Source organism: Pedobacter sp. UC225_61, from assembly GCF_044452285.1.
In the GTDB taxonomy this organism is placed as follows: Bacteria; Bacteroidota; Bacteroidia; order Sphingobacteriales; family Sphingobacteriaceae; genus Pedobacter.
The window spans coordinates 2,351,474-2,369,093 of sequence record NZ_JBIOAL010000001.1 but is presented as its reverse complement, the minus strand read 5'-3'; the positions used below and the strand labels follow the sequence as shown (position 1 = coordinate 2,369,093).

General features: G+C 36.0%; 14 protein-coding genes. All 14 read right to left on the bottom strand.

Annotated features, from left to right (window positions below):
- Positions 1-7: 7 nt before the first annotated feature.
- The 14 genes from ACHMWN_RS10975 to ACHMWN_RS10910 all read right to left on the bottom strand — a co-directional run bounded on the left by ACHMWN_RS10975 (position 8) and on the right by ACHMWN_RS10910 (position 17,611).
- A complete protein-coding gene (locus ACHMWN_RS10975; RefSeq protein ID WP_397300825.1) occupies positions 8-3,181 on the bottom strand; it encodes an efflux RND transporter permease subunit in 3,174 nt (1,057 codons plus the stop codon).
- 46 nt (positions 3,182-3,227) lie between these two features.
- Positions 3,228-4,397 (bottom strand): efflux RND transporter periplasmic adaptor subunit, encoded by a 1,170-nt coding sequence (locus ACHMWN_RS10970; RefSeq protein WP_397300822.1) that lies wholly within the window; start codon positions 4,395-4,397, stop codon positions 3,228-3,230.
- Between the two features lie 35 nt (positions 4,398-4,432).
- Complete coding sequence (locus tag ACHMWN_RS10965; protein WP_397300819.1) at positions 4,433-5,017, bottom strand: TetR/AcrR family transcriptional regulator; 585 nt, start codon at positions 5,015-5,017, stop codon at positions 4,433-4,435.
- 159 nt (positions 5,018-5,176) lie between these two features.
- Positions 5,177-6,190, bottom strand: a complete 1,014-nt coding sequence (locus ACHMWN_RS10960; protein ID WP_397300816.1) for a WD40/YVTN/BNR-like repeat-containing protein — start codon at positions 6,188-6,190, stop codon at positions 5,177-5,179.
- 43 nt (positions 6,191-6,233) lie between these two features.
- Complete coding sequence (locus ACHMWN_RS10955; RefSeq protein WP_397300813.1) at positions 6,234-6,668, bottom strand: DUF2147 domain-containing protein; 435 nt, start codon at positions 6,666-6,668, stop codon at positions 6,234-6,236.
- A gap of 95 nt (positions 6,669-6,763) precedes the next feature.
- Positions 6,764-7,051: a hypothetical protein gene (locus ACHMWN_RS10950; protein ID WP_397300811.1), complete on the bottom strand. Its 288-nt coding sequence runs from the start codon at positions 7,049-7,051 to the stop codon at positions 6,764-6,766.
- An 84-nt stretch (positions 7,052-7,135) separates the two neighbouring features.
- A complete protein-coding gene (locus ACHMWN_RS10945) occupies positions 7,136-7,528 on the bottom strand; it encodes a DoxX family membrane protein (protein WP_397300808.1) in 393 nt (130 codons plus the stop codon).
- A 99-nt stretch (positions 7,529-7,627) separates the two neighbouring features.
- Positions 7,628-8,140, bottom strand: coding sequence for a DinB family protein (locus ACHMWN_RS10940; RefSeq protein WP_397300805.1), 513 nt, complete (start codon positions 8,138-8,140; stop codon positions 7,628-7,630).
- Between the two features lie 9 nt (positions 8,141-8,149).
- Positions 8,150-8,644, bottom strand: a complete 495-nt coding sequence (locus tag ACHMWN_RS10935; RefSeq protein WP_397300803.1) for a DinB family protein — start codon at positions 8,642-8,644, stop codon at positions 8,150-8,152.
- 238 nt (positions 8,645-8,882) lie between these two features.
- The gene (locus tag ACHMWN_RS10930) at positions 8,883-11,120 is read right to left on the bottom strand and encodes a glycosyl hydrolase family 95 catalytic domain-containing protein (RefSeq protein ID WP_397300800.1); all 2,238 of its coding nucleotides are present in this window, start codon (positions 11,118-11,120) and stop codon (positions 8,883-8,885) included.
- Between the two features lie 131 nt (positions 11,121-11,251).
- The gene (locus tag ACHMWN_RS10925; RefSeq protein WP_397300798.1) at positions 11,252-12,760 is read right to left on the bottom strand and encodes a M60 family metallopeptidase; all 1,509 of its coding nucleotides are present in this window, start codon (positions 12,758-12,760) and stop codon (positions 11,252-11,254) included.
- A 20-nt stretch (positions 12,761-12,780) separates the two neighbouring features.
- A complete protein-coding gene (locus ACHMWN_RS10920) occupies positions 12,781-13,980 on the bottom strand; it encodes a glycoside hydrolase family 27 protein (protein ID WP_397300795.1) in 1,200 nt (399 codons plus the stop codon).
- 1 nt (position 13,981) lies between these two features.
- Positions 13,982-16,300, bottom strand: coding sequence for a beta-galactosidase (locus tag ACHMWN_RS10915; RefSeq protein WP_397300793.1), 2,319 nt, complete (start codon positions 16,298-16,300; stop codon positions 13,982-13,984).
- A gap of 51 nt (positions 16,301-16,351) precedes the next feature.
- A complete protein-coding gene (locus ACHMWN_RS10910; RefSeq protein WP_397300791.1) occupies positions 16,352-17,611 on the bottom strand; it encodes a DUF2264 domain-containing protein in 1,260 nt (419 codons plus the stop codon).
- Between the last annotated feature and the right edge of the window lie 9 nt (positions 17,612-17,620).

Sequence of the window (17,620 nt, the reverse complement as noted above, 5' to 3'; positions counted from 1 at the left end):
TTTACTATTAATGTTCACGGTTATCAACTTCCGGAAATTCTAATTTTGGTTCTAGATCCGCACCTTCTATAAAAGGAGATTTATTGCTTACTTTTTCTTGTAAGGTTTGGAAAATGATAAATAATGCAGGGATTACAAAAATTCCGAAAATAGTACCAATTAACATTCCTCCTACGGCACCTGTACCAATTGATTTATTTCCAGCTGCCCCTACTCCTGCCGAAAGCATAAGTGGTAATAATCCTAATATAAATGCAAAAGATGTCATTAAAATTGGGCGCAAACGAGCTGTTGCACCTTCAATTGCAGCATTAACAATACTCATTCCTCTTCTTCTTCTATCTACAGCATACTCTACAATTAAGATGGCATTTTTAGCTAACAAACCAACCAGCATAATCAGTGTAATTTGGGTGTAGATGTTATTATCCACTCCAAAAATCTTATCGAAAATAAATACACCGGCTAAACCTATTGGCAAAGAGATTAAAACTGCTAAAGGCAAAATATAGCTTTCGTATTGCGCACAAAGCAAGAAATAAACGAAAATTACACAGAGTAAGAAGATAAAAATGGTCTGATTGCCACCTGCCATTTCTTCCCTAGATAAGCCTGAAAATTCATAGCCATAACCAGCTGGCAAGTGTAATGCAGCCTCTTCTTGTACTGCTTTAAGCGCATCTCCAGAACTAAAACCTGGCTTTGGCGCTCCTGTTACTGCAAGTGATGTATACAAATTAAAACGAGAAATTGCTTGTGGGCCGTAAACTCTTTCAAGAGTAATGAACTCAGTGATTGGAGCCATACTACCTGTATTGTTACGCACATAAATGCTGTTTAATGTCTGCTCATTGGCACGGTAAGGTGCATCTGCTTGATACATTACCCTAAACTGTTTGCCATACTTATTAAAGTTTGATGCGTAAACACCGCCGTAATAACCTTGTAAAACGCCTAGCACATCAGTTACAGTTAAACCAGCTTGCTTAACTTTTGCCACATTCACATCAATTTGATATTGAGGAAAATTTGGGTTAAAAGAAGTGGATGCATATTGAATTTCTGGTCGTTTACTCAATGCTGCTAAAAATGTATTTCCAACCTCTGTGAATTTTTTAATTTCTCCACCTGTTTTATCTTGTAACTGGAATTCAAAACCCCCACTTGTACCAAAACCTTGAATGGTAGGTGGTGCGAAGAAAATGATTTTTGCTCCTTTTATTTTCGCCGTTTTCGCAAATAGTTCGCCTATAATCGCTTTCACATCGCGTTTACGTTGATCCCATGGCTTTAAACGAGAAATTACCATTCCATATGAACTTCCACTACCACTAATCATACTTCTACCTACAATTCTTAGTGAATTTTTAACTTCTGGTATAGTGTGAACGATCTCATCAATTTGTGTAATTACAACTGCGGTTTCTTCTTGTGATGTTCCTGCTGGTAATGAAATATCAGACATGATTGTTCCTAAATCTTCATTAGGTACAAATCCTTTTGGAGTAGTATTCATCGTCCAAATTAATATGCCTACGAAAGCTAAGATACCAGCAATAGCTACCCACTTTTTACGAGACAAAAAGCTAACTGATCTTTTATACCTATTCGTCATTAAATCGAATGAGGTATTAAAACCTACATAAAAACGCTGTAAGAAGTTTTTAGGTTTTTCATGATCTTCTGCATGTGGTTTTAATAATAAAGCACACAATGCCGGACTTAATGTTAACGCATTAATTGCCGATAAAATAATCGCAATAGCTAATGTTAAACCGAATTGTTTGTAGAATACTCCTGATGAACCTTGAATGAAACTTACTGGAATAAATACCGCAGCCATTACTAAAGTAATCGAAACAATAGCGCCACTAATATCATCCATCGCATCTATTGTTGCTTTTTTGGCAGATTTATACCCATGATCCAACTTGGCGTGTACTGCCTCGACGACTACAATGGCATCATCTACCACAATACCAATTGCCAGTACTAATGCAAAAAGCGTTAATAAGTTAATGGTAAACCCGAATAGACTTAAAAAGAAGAAAGTACCAATAATCGCCACTGGTACAGAAATAGCAGGAATTAAAGTAGAACGGAAATCTTGTAAGAAAATAAACACAACCAAGAACACCAAAATAAAGGCTTCTATTAAGGTGTGCAATACTTTCTCGATAGAGGCATCTAAGAAATCGTTAACGTTAATTAATGTAGTATAATGAACTCCTTTAGGAAAAGATTTTTGCGCTTCATCTAGCGCTTTAATTGAGTTTTCAATTACTTCTTTTGCATTAGAACCTGCAGTTTGATTAATTGCAATACCCAAAGCAGGTTTACCATCAAACTTAACAGAGCTTCCATAACTTAATGCGCCAAGCTCAATTCTTGCGATATCTTTTAAACGAAGAACCTGTCCATTAGCACCAGTTCTAATAATGATGTTACTAAATGCTGTTTCGTCTTTTAATCTACCTGTATATTTTAAAGTATATTGAAATGATTGCTCACCTTGCTCACCAAATTGTCCTGGTGCAGCTTCAATATTTTGTTCTGCTAAAGCAACGCTTACATCATTTGGCACCAAACCATAAGTTGCCATTACATCTGGCTTAAGCCATAAACGCATGGTATAATCCATTTGTCCAAATGCACTTGCATCTCCTACTCCGTTGATACGTTTAATTTGAGGAATGATATTGATGTTTGCATAGTTCTGTAAAAATTTCTGGTCATACGATGGATCATCACTATAAATACCAAAAATCAACACATTACTTGCTTGTCTTTTTGCAGTAACTACACCAGAACGTGTCACCTCTGCAGGTAGTAAACTGCTTGCTCTAGCCACTCGGTTTTGTACGTTTACAGCCGCTAAATCTGGGTTTGTACCTAGTTTAAAGTTTACGGTTATGGTTGCAGTACCATCGTTACTGGCAGAAGAAGTCATGTAAGTCATGTCTTCCACCCCATTTATTTGTTCTTCGAGTGGAATAACCACACTATTCATCACCACATCTGCATTTGCACCTTGATAAGATGCAGAAACTTGTACAGTTGGCGGTGCAATTTCAGGATATTGAGAAACGGGTAAAGTGATGAGCCCCAGTATACCTAATATTACAATGATAATTGATATTACAGTTGATAAAACTGGTCTATCTATAAATTTCTTAAACATAATTTATATTTACGATGTACGATTTTGATTTTAGATTTAGACAGTCTTATTTTTTAATTTCCGCATATACAGAGTCAGTGTTTAATTCTTGAGGCTTAATTTTCGTTCCTTCTTTTAAAGATTGAAAACCTTCTAAAACCACTTTATCTCCAGCTTTTAAACCTTTTGTTACTACATAAAATTTGCCTTTTGTAATTTCCATCACTTCTACAGGTGTATTAACTACTTTAGCCGAATCTCCTAATAGATATACAAATTTCTTTCCTTGTAAATCTGTTGTAGATTTTTGAGGGATTAAAATTACATCGCTAATGTGCTGAGGAATGCGAACCATTGCACTTGCACCATTTTTTAATATCGAATTTGCATTAGGAAAAGTAGCTCTTAAACTAGCAGAACCAGTTGTTGTATTGATCTGTCCATTTATAGATTCTATTTTCCCATTTTGAGCATATACTGTTCCATCTGCAAGGATTAAACTAACAGCAGGGATATTTTTCATTTGCTCAGTTAAATTTTTCCCTTTATAAATCGTTGAAAAATCAAGTAATTGCTTTTCGTTTAACGAAAAGTAAGCGTAAACTTTAGACGTATTAGAAATGGTAGTTAATGGCTGAGCACTTGTGCCACTTACTAAACTACCGGTTTTAAATGGCAAACTACCAACTACTCCATCTACCGGACTTGTAATTCTCGTATAACCTAAATTAACTTTTGCGTTTACTAAAGCTGCTTTTGCTTGTGCTAATGCTGCTCTTCTACTTTGTAATGTTAATTGAGCAGATTCCAATTCATATTTACTAATGATATCCTTATCTACAAGTGGCTTAGTTTTATTTACTTGTAGTTGGGCCGCATTCACATCCGCTTCTGCACTACTAATAGCAGCACTGGCAGTTCTAACTTGTTGTTCGTATTGTGGAGCATTAATGGTAAATAACAATTGTCCTTTTCTTACAACAGCACCTTCATCTACATAAATTCTTTCAATAAATCCATCAACTTTTGGTCTGATATCTACATTCTCAATTCCCTCTATTGTTGCAGGGTAATCAGAATCTAATGTTGTACTCTGTGTATTTACTGCAAATACAGGGTATGGTTGGGGTTCACCTGCTGCTGCAGCTGCTTGTGCCGCCTTCTCATCCTTGCCGCCGCAAGAAGCAAGTATAGCTCCTAAAAATAGAATAATTGATAGTCGGATTGTTGTTTTCATGTTATATGGTGTTGCTTTTGTGTTTCTGTTTTTAATTATTGATATATCATTTCGAAAATTAATTGCTTACGCTCTTTCATTAATTTCAGGTATTCTTTATCGTTAATATTGTAAAGTGATTTATTTATGCAGGTAGTAATTAATGGATATGCCATTAAGGAAAATAAATTCATTAAAAAATGTCTAGGGTCCATTTTTTTAATTCGGCCAAGTTCCATTTCCTCTTTTATTTCTGCTAGAAATTTTCGAATTCTATTCCGCTTTTCATCTGGAACGGCTCTCTCTGTACGCTTAGATTCCGTAACTACATACATTTCTCTGTAAGGAAATTTAATAGCTTGATCCATAAAAACTGTAATCAATCGATGTACTTTTTCTTTAAATTCTAGTTTAGCTGAAAAAACTGATTCCAATTGCGCCGACATTTCTGCCCTAGCTTCCTCTGCAACCTGTTCAAAAAGAATATCGCGTGATCTAAAGTAGTAATTAACTAGCGTTCTATTTACACCAGCTGCATCTGCAATATCTTGTGTAGTAGCATGTAATTTTCCCTCAGAAAAGAAAATCCGCTTAGCGGTATCTTTAATTAATTGCTCTGTTCCTGTATCTCTCTGTGCCATTTACAATTGTGTTTAACATTTTTGTTAAACGACAAAAGTAGATATATAAATAAATACATGCTCTTTCTATCAAAAAAGTAGCTGATTTATGACAAAGGATTGATAATACGTATGAGTTACGTCATTGCGAGGAACGAAGCAATGACTTTATGATTATTTCTACCAAGTTAATTGATAAATGCTTCCTCTGTTTCCTGTTAACAGAATTAAATTACCTTTTTTTGCTTTTTGAAGAGCATTAAAATTTAATGATGAAATATTAGTCCAGTTTTTACCACCATCCGTAGAAACATCGGTACCAGAAGAACCTGTTGCAAAGCACAATTGATCTGTAATATATTCTACCGCAGAGCGATAACCGCTCACAGATTTTTGTGGTTTAGACCATGTTTTACCACCATTGGTAGTGAGTACTGCGTTGTTTATACTTTCTTTATCTTTTAAGTAATTGCCACCTACTGCGATCCCTTTTTTTGCATCGTAAAATGCAATTGAAAATGGTCCTGTGCTACTTTCACCTTGTATAATTGGGCAATCATATACTTTCCATTTATGACCATAATTGCTCGAGTAATAGATTTTAGATGTAGAACCTCCACTAGCAATCCACACTTTACCATCTGTAGTGGTTCTAATGGTTGTTCCGCTTGCAGCAAAACCTGCTTCTCCAACCTTTAACTCTTTTTTCAAGTTTCCTGAAATATTTTGCCAAGTTAAACCACCATCCGTAGTTTTTAAAAGTTGCATTTTATTGTTAATCGGGTCGCCAAATATAATTCCTTGTTGTTCATCCCAAAAACCCATTCCATCTAAAAATATAGCCGAATCAGTATTTTTATAAACTTCTCTCCAGCTCTTTCCTCCGTCAATGGTAGAAAGAATATAGGCCGGAGAACCTGCATTTACCACAATTGCTTTCAATTGATCAAAGGCTTCAATATCTCTAAAATCTAATTTTTCATATCCTTTTGGTTGAGTCCATTCCCAAGTTTTACCACCATCTAAACTTTTTCCAACTTGTCCATTACTTCCACTCACCCACGCTACGGAATCAGATACGATTGATAAACCACGCATGCTTGTATTTTTTCCAGATGTTAACGGTTTTAGCGTATAACTTTGCGCAAAGCTGGTGGTAGAGAAAAGTAAAAAGAACCAGAAAATGTTTTTCATAATAGCTTTATTAATTTGAACTAAACAATTGAAGGTAGGAAAGTTATTTTACTCTTTTCCAACTTTCAGATCTACCAATTATCGAAATACCAATATATCCTCTGATGTTTAGTTGTCCATTTTCTTTTAATGATAAATTACAGCTATACGTTTTACCTGTTTTAGGATCATAAATTGTTCCATCCGTCCATTTTCCATCCTCAAAAACAAAATTCTTTAAAATCTCTAATCCCATCACAGGTCTTGAGCGTAAACTCGAATTTGGGTTTTTTATATCCAATTTCGGTTTGCCATTATCATCATTTGGGTCTTTAATCCAAACTAATTTGCCGTTATATTTATCGCCTTTTTTATAGATCTCAACTTGTCCTTCGCCCGAAGGATTAACCCATTTACCTAAAATATCGTCTTTTTTTTGTGCAAAAACGGAGAGCGTACAACTAGCAAATACGAACAATAGACATAGATTCTTGAACATAGGAATAGCTTTTAACTGTTCATAAAGTTAACGAATAGGATTTGAAAATAAAATTTACGTATTAGTTCAAACTAGAAAATGATGCTGCAATGAGATTATTTTTCGGAAAAGCCTGCACTTTGTAGTGCAGAAAAATGAGCGCTTACATTCGTTGTAGGCTCTAAATCATCTAGTAAGACTTCTGCCTCAAATCCTCTTTCTTTTAAGAATTTGATAATTGATTCAGCATTTACTGAACCGTTAGGGCATTCGATCCTGAGAATTAAGTCGCAATCCTCTAAATCAAAGTTTGCCAAATGATCATTAAAGTTTTCATGTAGCTGAGCAATCAACCATTTGGCATCCTCACAATTTGCTACATCTGTTTTAAAAACCTCAACCATGATTTAATTTTTATTAACCTGCCGATCATCCTTTCTACTATTTAGACCACCGACAGGCGAAACGTTACAATTTTGTAGCGAAATTTATTGAATAGGTTTAGATAGTAACAACCCAGCATAGTTTTTACGATAGGCATAGGCTAAAAACAGATTTGCTACGATTAAAAATAAGGCACTTGGCAAATTTTTAGGCTCGTCAAGAAATGCATGGAAACACAGAATATTTACCGTAATTGGAAATAATACCACGGTTGCCAAGGGTGCCCAAAAATTAATAAGCAGTAAAATGCCACAAATCAATTCAATAACTTTTAATAACGTCATAAAATAATTTCCAGACATCAATCCAGTCATAAAAGCTGTTGCGCCAGGTGTCATTGGTGGTTGCTCCATTGGAATTTTAAAAAGAACAACAACGGCAGCAAAAACAAACATTAAGCCTAATAGGCTTCTAACAATGATAATTGCAATTTTCATATTATTTGGTTTTTAAGTTTACTACAAGATAATTCATTTTTTAAAAATTATCTTGATTTTTTAAACCGAAAATTTTCACTATTTCTTTAGGTTTTAATTTCAATCAGCCCATTGAAGTGCTATGTTATTTAATTGATGTACATGTCTTTGCGTATGATAAATCACAAAATAGATAGCTTCCAATCGTGTCAAAAATCCATAGACTGGTAATTCGAAAGCTAAGCAAAGTTGGGTAAGATCTAACGTTTCTATTTCTTTACTAATACTAGTTTTAATTCCCTGTATAGTGTTCAATAATTCATCTTTAGTGTACGTTTTGTCATCGGGTAAGATAAAATCAGGAGATTTCATTTTTATACCAAAGTTTAGAAAATCAGTTTTAATTCTAGGAATTAATTCATCTGCAGCCCTATCGCTAGGTTTAACAGTTGCATTTAGAATTTCTGCAAAACCCCCACTAGCTAATATAATATGTTGCACTACTTGGCCAGCTGTCCAGCTATTTGGAAAAGGAATTGTATTAAAATTTTCTTGGTCAATTAATGAAATTGCTTTTTCCAAATCAGAAAAGGTATTGTTTAAATCATCTTGAACTTGCATTGTTTTCATCATAACTTATAATTACATGTATTTCATTGCATCATAATTTAATAACCTACGCCATAATGCGATTTGGCCAATGCAATTTGCCTCCCGATAAATTGTAAAAGAGATCATTTCAAACAAAGGGAAACTCATATCGGGAAATTCTAATATTTTATCCAATTCTTCATCGGTAACTTGCATGAGTTTCTCTCTTAAAATTGGAGTAATTTTTTCCCAATCTTTTTTAAAATCAGCTAATGCTGGATAAGTTTCATGATCTTGAATTCCTTTGAAATTTGCAAAAAGTTCGTGGGCTGTTTGTTTAAGATCTAATCCTAATAAATCAGCTAATTCGTACCTTCCTTGTACTAAACTTCCACTAATCCATGCAATGTGATTAGCTTTTGTGTTTAAACGCTGATGTGCATCTTCATTAGAAATGCCATCAATTGCATTACCGAAATAGGTGGTATGCATATCGTACAATACGATAAGAGCGAATAGGCGATTGCTTACTGGTTTGATTTCCATTTTTTAATTGATTTAAGGTTATACTAAGATATGACAACTTAAATTGAAAAATGGTTGGTAAAAAAGTCAACGTTAGGGGGCAATTAAGACAAGATTATATGCCCCTAGAATTCACGTTAAACTCGTCTTTCCCGTGAGAACGGGAATCGTATGCGTAAAAAACTTGCTAATGCATTACGATTCTCATCCGATAGCTATTGGCTCAAGTTGGGATGCGAGCAGGATTGAGATTTATTTTTTACTCTTTGTTTAGGAAAACTACTTTTTCTCCTTTTTTGGTAGTTAAATTAACAATTCCATTAATAGTTTTAACCTGCTTTCCTGCAACGGTAAAATTCCCTTTAGGCAATTTTAGGTTTAATTCTCCGCCTTGCTCAGCAAAAATTGTAATATTATCGGTCTTGCTATTTTTATAACTGGCACTGATTAAAAATGCACCTTCTGTTCTTAAATCTTTAAAAGAACACTCTTTCCACGTACTTGGTATCGCTGGAAAAACTTCGATATAGCCATTTCTGCTTTGTAACAATAATTCATTTACACCTTGGGCAAAAGCAAAATTTCCTTCTAATGTAAACGGACGATAGGTAAAACCAGAATATTGCCCACCTTTTTGATCTCCATTTAAGTGGAAACTATTTGGTGAACAGAAGTTTGAAGCAAAGATTTGCAATTGTTTAAGTGCTTTATCTGCTTGGTAAGCTCTCGCATATAAAGATGCCATCCAACTGAAAGAATACCCGCACCAAGCTCTTGTTCCTTTGGCTTCTAATTGTTTATACGAATTATCAATGCGAGCTTTATCTTCAGGTTTGTTATAATCTAACAATGCTAGTGGATAGATAGCCATATATTGCGACATGTGGCGATGAGATGAAGTAAGGTTTTGACCAGGCGCAATTGTAAATCCTGTTTCGTTGACTTCATAATCTGGCAGTTGATTAGCGATAGTTTGCCAGTGTGCTGCACCTTTTTTATCGCCTTTGGCTAGTGAAACTTCTTTTGCAGCTTTAAATAAAAACTTAGCTAAACCTAAATCGAAATTGCTCCAATTTTTAAACCAAGCAGTGATAGAATTATCGTTATACTCAGGACTAGAACTTAGGGGCAACATTCGCACTCCATCTTTTAAAAAAGTAATGTTCTCTAAAAATGTGGCCGATTGCGTAATGTAAGGATAGGCTTGCTCGTTTAAAAATTGCTTATCCATACTGTATTTCCACTGCCAATAAAAATGTTGTGAACACCAAGCGCCTACTGTTGGGCTCATTGAATATTGTATCCATCCTCCCATTGGATAACCGTTTAATGTGACAACGCCCGGTATATTTAAACCAGTTACACCAAAATAGGCTTTCGTATATTTTTCGCTCTCGCCCCTAACTTTCCACAGCCAATCGGTAAAGGTTTTACCTTCTGCTAAATGGTTTGAAGTATAGGTTGGCCAATAACTCAATTGGGTATTTAAATCGTTATGAAAATCTCCTTTCCAAGGTGGTAAATTGCCATTATCGGCTGTCCATACTGCTTGTAAAGTAATGGCTGGCGCTCCTTTTCTTGCTACAGCACCTAATTTGTATTGCTCTAAATAATATTGTTTTTGCACCAATTCATCGGGAATAGAAATGGAAGATTTGCTCCAAAAATTTGCCCACCATTTGATATGTGTATCCCACCCAGTTGGTTCTTTAGCTGTTGCTGAAATAGGTGGAATTATTGCCGCAGCATCTTTAGTTACTGTCCATGACCCTATAATACGATTGTTTATTTTTTGCCATACGATTAATACTTCGTAAAAATGTCCATCAGTCATTGGTTGTCTGTAACGGATGGTATTTGTTGTTTTGGTTACATCGCCTTTGGCATAACCTAACTTTTGAAGACCTTCTCCAGAATGGCTATTATCATTCGCTATTTTTTCATTTCCTGCATAATTATGAACAATTAATTCGGTTAAAATAGCTGTATTTCTCAGGTTCTCAAATCCGAAAAAACCTTCATTTCTCGTCGCGTGGATATAACAGTTAAATACGACACCATTTTGAAATTTCACGGTATTTAATGCAGTTTTTATATCCAAGACGTTTGATAGTACTTTACCTAAACCACTAATATTAAATTCGATTGCCGCTGCTGGAATTTTAGTGGGTGTGGTTTGGTGATAGGGATCATCTAATGTTTTCTGAACAATGCCATATTCCTTTTTATCCACCTGATTTTGCACCCATTTCCAGTTATAGGTATTGAGATTTGGTTGTGCCTTGCGTTCGTCCCATAAATCTGCTCTATCTAATGAAAGACGTAATTTATCATTCTTACCCCAAACTAAAGCGCCCAACATGCCATTGCCCAAGGGCATAGCTTCATCCCATTTTGTTGCTAATTGATCAAAGCTAAGGTTGTATTTACTTAGATTTTGCGCAAAGCTAAGGTGGTAAGCAAAGCTGATGAGTAGAATGAGGGTTATTTTTTTCATCGTTTTTATTTATAAAAGAATCATTTATAAAGCGTTTCGTCATTGCTAGTCACGAATTAATCTTACAACACCTTTAGGATGTACCATAGCTTTAAGATTGCTTCGTGCCTCGCAATGACGAGTTCAATTAACTAATTCTGTGGAGGAAAATTATACGGTTTCCATTGCGGATAAACTGATAATTCTTTAGTAGTTGCATTGCTAATTGTTACACCCCACGTATTCCAAAATGGTGCTAAGTTTCTTTTTACAATATTCGAATAAGTTTTAACCCATAAATCTCGTTTTTGCTGATCGTTTAACCTGCCAATGGTAGCTCCCATTTTTTGATAAGCGATAAAGAAAGATTTAAAGCTTTCCCATCCAAAACCTTCTTGCATTTGACGGAACATAATTAAGCCTAGAAAAGGATCGCTTTTCCATTTATCATAACTCGGACCTTCTGCAAAGTATTTTTTCATTTGCTTTTGGGTATTTGCATTAGAAATAGCTGAATGTGCATTGTCTCGGCCTCCAATCAATCTATCGAACATGTATAAAGAGAAAAAGTTATTACTCACTTCTGTTGTACCGCCAAAAACCCAATTTAAGTTTTGCATGTTATGCCCAATTTCGTGGAAAAAGCCCCAGTTAGCTCCTCCACCATTTGGTTTCATCAATAAAGATGGGTCAGCCATAATTTCTGTCGATAATAGGTGTTTACTTGGCGAATGATGGATCATAATTGGATAACCACTATGCATATAACCGCCACCAATTTGCTCATCTGGCACTAAACGTTGTGCTCTGTAAAATGGCAAAGGCATTTGCGCTAATTCCATTTCTCCACCAACAATTAAGTCCCACAATTTCATTACTTCATCAGGGTTTTTAATGGTTTGCAAAACACTATCTGGTAATGTTAAGATTATATTTTGTGTTGCCATTTCGCCCCAAGGTGCTTTATTGCTTTTTAACTGCGCTTGCCAATCGCTTTGCGAAGTTTTACCCAATATAAAAAGTGGTGCTGTAACCGCATGACTGATTTTAAAATCAATACTTCTACTTTCTCCTTTTGGTTTAATATCAATGTAAATCAATCCGCCAAATGGGGATGTTAAATAGTTTTTACCAATTACCAGTTTTTGTTTTTTGGTGATGATAGGCATACGACGCCAGTCTTCCTTACCAGCAACCCAATAGTTTAATCTATCGCTATGTGCACCAATTTGCACTGATAAATCGTCAACATTTGTACCTTTTGGCACATCAACTTCTATATATTCACCAGCAGCAGCATATAAACCTGTACTGTACATCACATCACTGTCGTATCCAGAATAACCTAAAGTTGATACGACAGACACTAAACTATCGGCAATTTTTTGATGGGTAATAGCTACAGGCTGACTTACAAATTTGTACCCTTCTTTAACTGAACCTGGGAAATTGGCTGATGAAGGTTGTGCTTTAATGTTTTTGTAATCCGTACTTTTTAAAACCTGATCACTCCATTTTGAAATTTCTTTTCTAAAAACAGTATCATTTTTAGAAAGCGTTTGTTGCGGTGTAATTAACACCGTTGCGGGATCTTTTGTTGCATTTTGGGCAAAGGTAGTTAATCCTATAGCCAATAATGCGAATGTAAATACGTGTTTCATTTGTGTGTTTTATGTGCGTTTTATATTTTCTTTAATCGAAAAACTTTGGTTTCATGTGGTGCTACCTGACCAACCCATTTGTTACCTTTTCCTGTTACTTTATGCTGCCACAAATCTCTGATTTCGTATGTATCGTTTAGACCTAAATCAGCGAAGTTTATTTTAGCATTTTGTGTATCACCAGCTTTGTTTAGAATGGCGATCGCATAATCGCCATTGGCTAAAGGACGAACGAAAACATCCCAAATTTCATTCTTTAGTTTACGTTCAGCTTGTTTGCCTAATGCATCTTGATTTAAGGCAATCACTTCCTCATTTGTGAAAATAGTTTTTGCTTCATCATCCATTTTACGAATGTCGCAGCTTGCATACAATGGTGAATTAAGCATGGCATATAAACTCATCTGGCTTTGGTATTCTGCCTGTGTGCAACCTTTACCATTAAAAGCAGATGATGGACCTTTTACACCGTGCAAACCCGCTACCAGCATATCGCCATCATTCCATTTCCCTGGCCCAGAGTATTGCGCTAATCCAGCATTTTTATCAACCACATTGTAAATTCCAACGCCTCCTTTCCCTTCAATATCTATCCATTTATCTCTAATATCGTAAGTAGTTCGCCAGCTTTGCCCACCAACTTCTGCACCCCAATTCCAAGGCTCACGTGGACCCCATTCACAAATTCCTAATAAAATCTCTCTACCTGAGTTGCGTAAAGCTTGAGCCATTTTTCCATAACGAATTTTTGCTGTGGCAACATCTTCAGGTGCATTGCAATAATCGTATTTCAAATAATCTACTCCCCAAGATGCAAATGTTTTGGCATCTTGATTTTCGAAATTAAAACTAGCGGTAAAACCTCCACATGTTAATGGCGCAGCATCAGAATAAATACCTAATTTCATGCTTTTACTATGTAAATAATCTGATAGTGATTTAATTCCTGACGGGAACTTTTTAGGATCAGCGATGATGTTGTTTTTGTTATCACGACCACCTTGCCAACAATCATCTAAGAAAATATAGTGATAACCAGCTTTTACCATTCCGCTTGCAACCATAGCATCGGCCATTTCCTTGATATCCTTTTCATTCGGATTTTCTGACATAATGTTCCAACTCATCCATCCCATTGGTGGTGTTGGGGCTAATTTTACTTCTTGCGCAAAAGCAATTGTATGTACTAAAAGCAGAGCGATGATTAACTTTATCTTCATGTTACAATCCTTTAAATAAAGTGGTTGATACATAGATTTTGTATTCTTTAATTCGCCCGTTGGCATTATCTTGTCTTGGTAAGAGTTTAATGCTGCCTATTTCGTAGTTTTTGCCTAAATCTAATACCAATTGATGAGGTGGTTTTGGCGAACGATTTTCCCATTCGGTGTGCCAAACGCTTGTAAACTGCAAGTCGAAAACATTTACCGCACTTCCATCTTCTCCACCTATTTCTTCACTATCTGCAAATACAACTTTCCAATTGGTTCGAGGTATTTCATTGCCATTTTTATCGTATACATTAATTTCGGCAATGGTGGTAAACGGCTGACCTTTTTGTTCTGAAAGTGCTTCTACAGCCAAGTATCTTGCTAAAGTTGGCTTTGCAGTAACGGTTTGCCATTTATTATTATTTTCGAAAGCACCTTCAGCCCAAGCTGTTAAATTGGTTGCATCCCACTTTTGGGTAGCATTTCTATGTTTTTCTGGCTGTGGCTCATTTACTTGGTCTAATATTGGATGATCTAAGAATGTTAATGTTGGTTTTGCCGAACCGTATAAATCAAAAACAATTACTTCGTTAGCTCCTTTTTTTAACCAGCTTTCTGGTACAAGCATGGTTTGTGTTGGTCCAATACTCCAAAAACGACTTAAGCAATGTCCGTTTACCCAAACCAAGCCTTTATTCCATTTACTTACATCCAAATAGGTGTCTTCGATAGTGTTTACCGTAAAAGTGCCTTTGTAAAAACCTGCTTCTGGTTTTTGTTTAGCATAAGCTTGATAGTTAACTGGAATAGTCACATCTCCTAGGCGAATTGGATAGTTTTTCCAATTTTTGATTTCAGTTTTTTTGTTCGTGCCAACTAAAAATACACGTCCATGAATACCCTTTCTATCGTGCATATGTCCACCGTAATTTACACGACCAGTCGCTTCTACTAAAACAGAAAGTTGTGCGGCTTTTACCCGTGCAGGAATTTCTAAACTGTATTTACTTTTTCTTCTATCTAAACTTCCTATTAACTTGTTATCGATATAAACCAATGCGTAATCGTGAATTTCATCAAAAGTTAACGTCGTTTTTGCACCTGCCGGGAGAGTAGATTTATAGAGCACACAACCAAAATCTTGATTCAAATCTTCCATCAACATAGTGGTATCACTTAACACAGGTTTTGGTAAATTCTGATTTAAACTAGCAAAGGCTGTGAATTTAACAGGCGCTAAGGTTTGGAATTTATGTTTTGCCGGAACTTCAGGTAAAGTTTCTCCTTCCTGTAAATACTGGCTAAATAATTCTCGTAATGCATAAAACTTTGCTGTTGGATTTCCTGCTTCATCAATCGGAGCATCATAATCGTAGCTACTCGTTTGTGGTAAATACGGTGGTGCATTTGCACCGCTATACGTGCCAAAAGTTGTACCTCCATGTACCATATAAATACTGAAAGATGCTTTTTGATCTAACATGTATTTCAATTCATTTACAATTCTTTTAGTATCGCCGGTATGGTGTGGGCGACCCCAACTATCAAACCATCCTGGATAATATTCTCCGCTCATTAATGGTCCAGTAGGCTGAATTGCTCTCAATGCTTTAAAATTTGCTTCTGGGTTGCTACCAAAGTTTACAACAGCAAATAAACCGTCAGGATGATCTGCTTTTAATTGAGAGGGTCCATCGCAATGAAATAAAGGAACAGTAAATCCAGCTTCTTGTAAATCAGCTTTAATAATGTTCATGTACGCTTTATCGTTGCCATAACTGCCGTATTCATTTTCTACCTGAACCATTAAAATATTGCCGCCTTTATTAATCTGTAAAGGAGCCAATTCTTTACCAACTGCCATTAAGTATTTTTTGCTCCGCTCTAAGAAATACGGATGTTGTGTACGTAATTTAATCGATTTATCTTTTAATAACCACCACGGAAACCCACCAAACTCCCATTCTGCACATGAATAAGGTCCGGGTCTTAAAACCACATATAACCCTTCTTCTTGTGCTATTTTGCAAAAGGTTTTGGCATCCGCCTGACCGCTCCATGTAAACTGATCTTTTTGATTTTCATGCATGTTCCAAAAAAGATACGCACAAACTGTGTTTAAGCCCATTGCTTTGGCCATTTTTAAACGATCACGCCATTCGGCTTTTGGGATACGAGCAAAGTGCATTTCACCGCAGCGAATTACATACGGTTTACCATTAAGCTCAAAATGCTCGGTACCTATAGCAAAGGTTTTCGCTTGTTGGGCTTTTACTTCGCTATTAAGAAATAGTGCAAACGCGATGAGTACTAGTTTAAAATTCTTCATTATGCAATAAAGTGTTTATTGTTAAGAAAAGACAGCAGGCAATTATGTGATTTAGTATTCCACATGGTAATCCTTTTTAAATGGCTGTCCACTCCAAGCTTTTTTTGCGGTCCAATCTTCTGCAGGTGCTGTCCAAAACGCATTATCAGCTGGTAAACCTAATGGTAAAAACCCTAGAGTTGCCATGTACAAACTACCAGTAGAGGTATATACATCTGCAATGCCTGGTTGTGAACCGCAAAAACCTAAAACTAACCAACCATCCTTATCGAAATTAGTGCATTGATCGAACATGCGATGCATTACAATAGTTACACCACTACGCACTTGTGCTGGGCTAATTTGCGAAGGCAATTTGTTCATCAGCGCTACTTGTCCTAAAGCTTGGAAAACTGCGGTACGGTAGGTTACAGATCTCCCCATTGCAGGGTAAGTACCCTCTGGACTAATCATTCGTTCAGAAAATTCTGAATAACGAGTCATGCGTTTTACAGCAGTATCGTACATTTCTATAGGAACTCTTTTTTTATCCGCCAGTACTTTAAAAAAATCAACTAACATTGGATGAATTACATAAGAGTTATAATAATCCATACTAAAACTAGGGCCATCACTGTACCATCCATCTCCTTGATACCATTCTAAGATTTTTCTTTTTGCAAATTCTATGCGTACTGGATCTGCTTGTTCGCCAATACTCAATAAGAAAACTTCATTTATTCCTGCAAAAAGTAACCAATTGTTATATGCTCCTGAACGTGTGCGTAACGCTTTAAATTCTTCCGCAATTCTTGCTTTGGTTACCGCATCTAATGGTTCCCACAAGGCTTTTGGTGCTCTTAAAAATGCTTGAGCCATATAAGCTGCGTCAACTATTGGCTGACTTTCAGTTCTAAAATTTAAATAATCTGGATTTGCTGGATCAACAGCATTTGCGATACCTTTTAAAAGTGCAGTACGTAGCGTTTTACGCATCTGACCTTCTTTCGTATCATCATCTGGCAATGCTAACCATGGCGCAACGCCCGCCATCGTACGACCAACAGCTTCAAGATAAGTCACCTTTTTAAAGAAGTCTGGCTTTTGACCTGGAGGTACTTCTAATGGCATATTCTTTTTTAAGGTGCTATTTGAAAGATTTAAGATGACCGGGGAAGATATTTTGTATAGTAAATTTACCCAATACTCACGATCTTGAACACCAGTAACTATAGGATTTTGCTTGGTTTTCTTTTGAGATTGTGCTTGAGTAACAACGGTTGCGCTAACAAAAATTAATGCCGTTAAAAACACATGTTTAAGTTTATTCATGTTATGTGG

Bases quoted from the DNA above. Each gene is read 5' to 3' on its own strand.
- ACHMWN_RS10940 (WP_397300805.1), bottom strand. From the start codon at position 8,140: ATGATGAAAACAATGCAAGTTCAAGATGATTTAAACAATACCTTTTCT.
- ACHMWN_RS10955 (WP_397300813.1), bottom strand. From the start codon at position 6,668: ATGTTCAAGAATCTATGTCTATTGTTCGTATTTGCTAGTTGTACGCTC.
- ACHMWN_RS10945 (WP_397300808.1), bottom strand. From the start codon at position 7,528: ATGAAAATTGCAATTATCATTGTTAGAAGCCTATTAGGCTTAATGTTT.
- ACHMWN_RS10920 (WP_397300795.1), bottom strand. From the start codon at position 13,980: ATGAAGATAAAGTTAATCATCGCTCTGCTTTTAGTACATACAATTGCT.
- ACHMWN_RS10960 (WP_397300816.1), bottom strand. From the start codon at position 6,190: ATGAAAAACATTTTCTGGTTCTTTTTACTTTTCTCTACCACCAGCTTT.
- ACHMWN_RS10950 (WP_397300811.1), bottom strand. From the start codon at position 7,051: ATGGTTGAGGTTTTTAAAACAGATGTAGCAAATTGTGAGGATGCCAAA.
- ACHMWN_RS10930 (WP_397300800.1), bottom strand. From the start codon at position 11,120: ATGAAAAAAATAACCCTCATTCTACTCATCAGCTTTGCTTACCACCTT.
- ACHMWN_RS10925 (WP_397300798.1), bottom strand. From the start codon at position 12,760: ATGAAACACGTATTTACATTCGCATTATTGGCTATAGGATTAACTACC.
- ACHMWN_RS10970 (WP_397300822.1), bottom strand. From the start codon at position 4,397: ATGAAAACAACAATCCGACTATCAATTATTCTATTTTTAGGAGCTATA.
- ACHMWN_RS10975 (WP_397300825.1), bottom strand. From the start codon at position 3,181: ATGTTTAAGAAATTTATAGATAGACCAGTTTTATCAACTGTAATATCA.
- ACHMWN_RS10915 (WP_397300793.1), bottom strand. From the start codon at position 16,300: ATGAAGAATTTTAAACTAGTACTCATCGCGTTTGCACTATTTCTTAAT.
- ACHMWN_RS10965 (WP_397300819.1), bottom strand. From the start codon at position 5,017: ATGGCACAGAGAGATACAGGAACAGAGCAATTAATTAAAGATACCGCT.
- ACHMWN_RS10910 (WP_397300791.1), bottom strand. From the start codon at position 17,611: ATGAATAAACTTAAACATGTGTTTTTAACGGCATTAATTTTTGTTAGC.
- ACHMWN_RS10935 (WP_397300803.1), bottom strand. From the start codon at position 8,644: ATGGAAATCAAACCAGTAAGCAATCGCCTATTCGCTCTTATCGTATTG.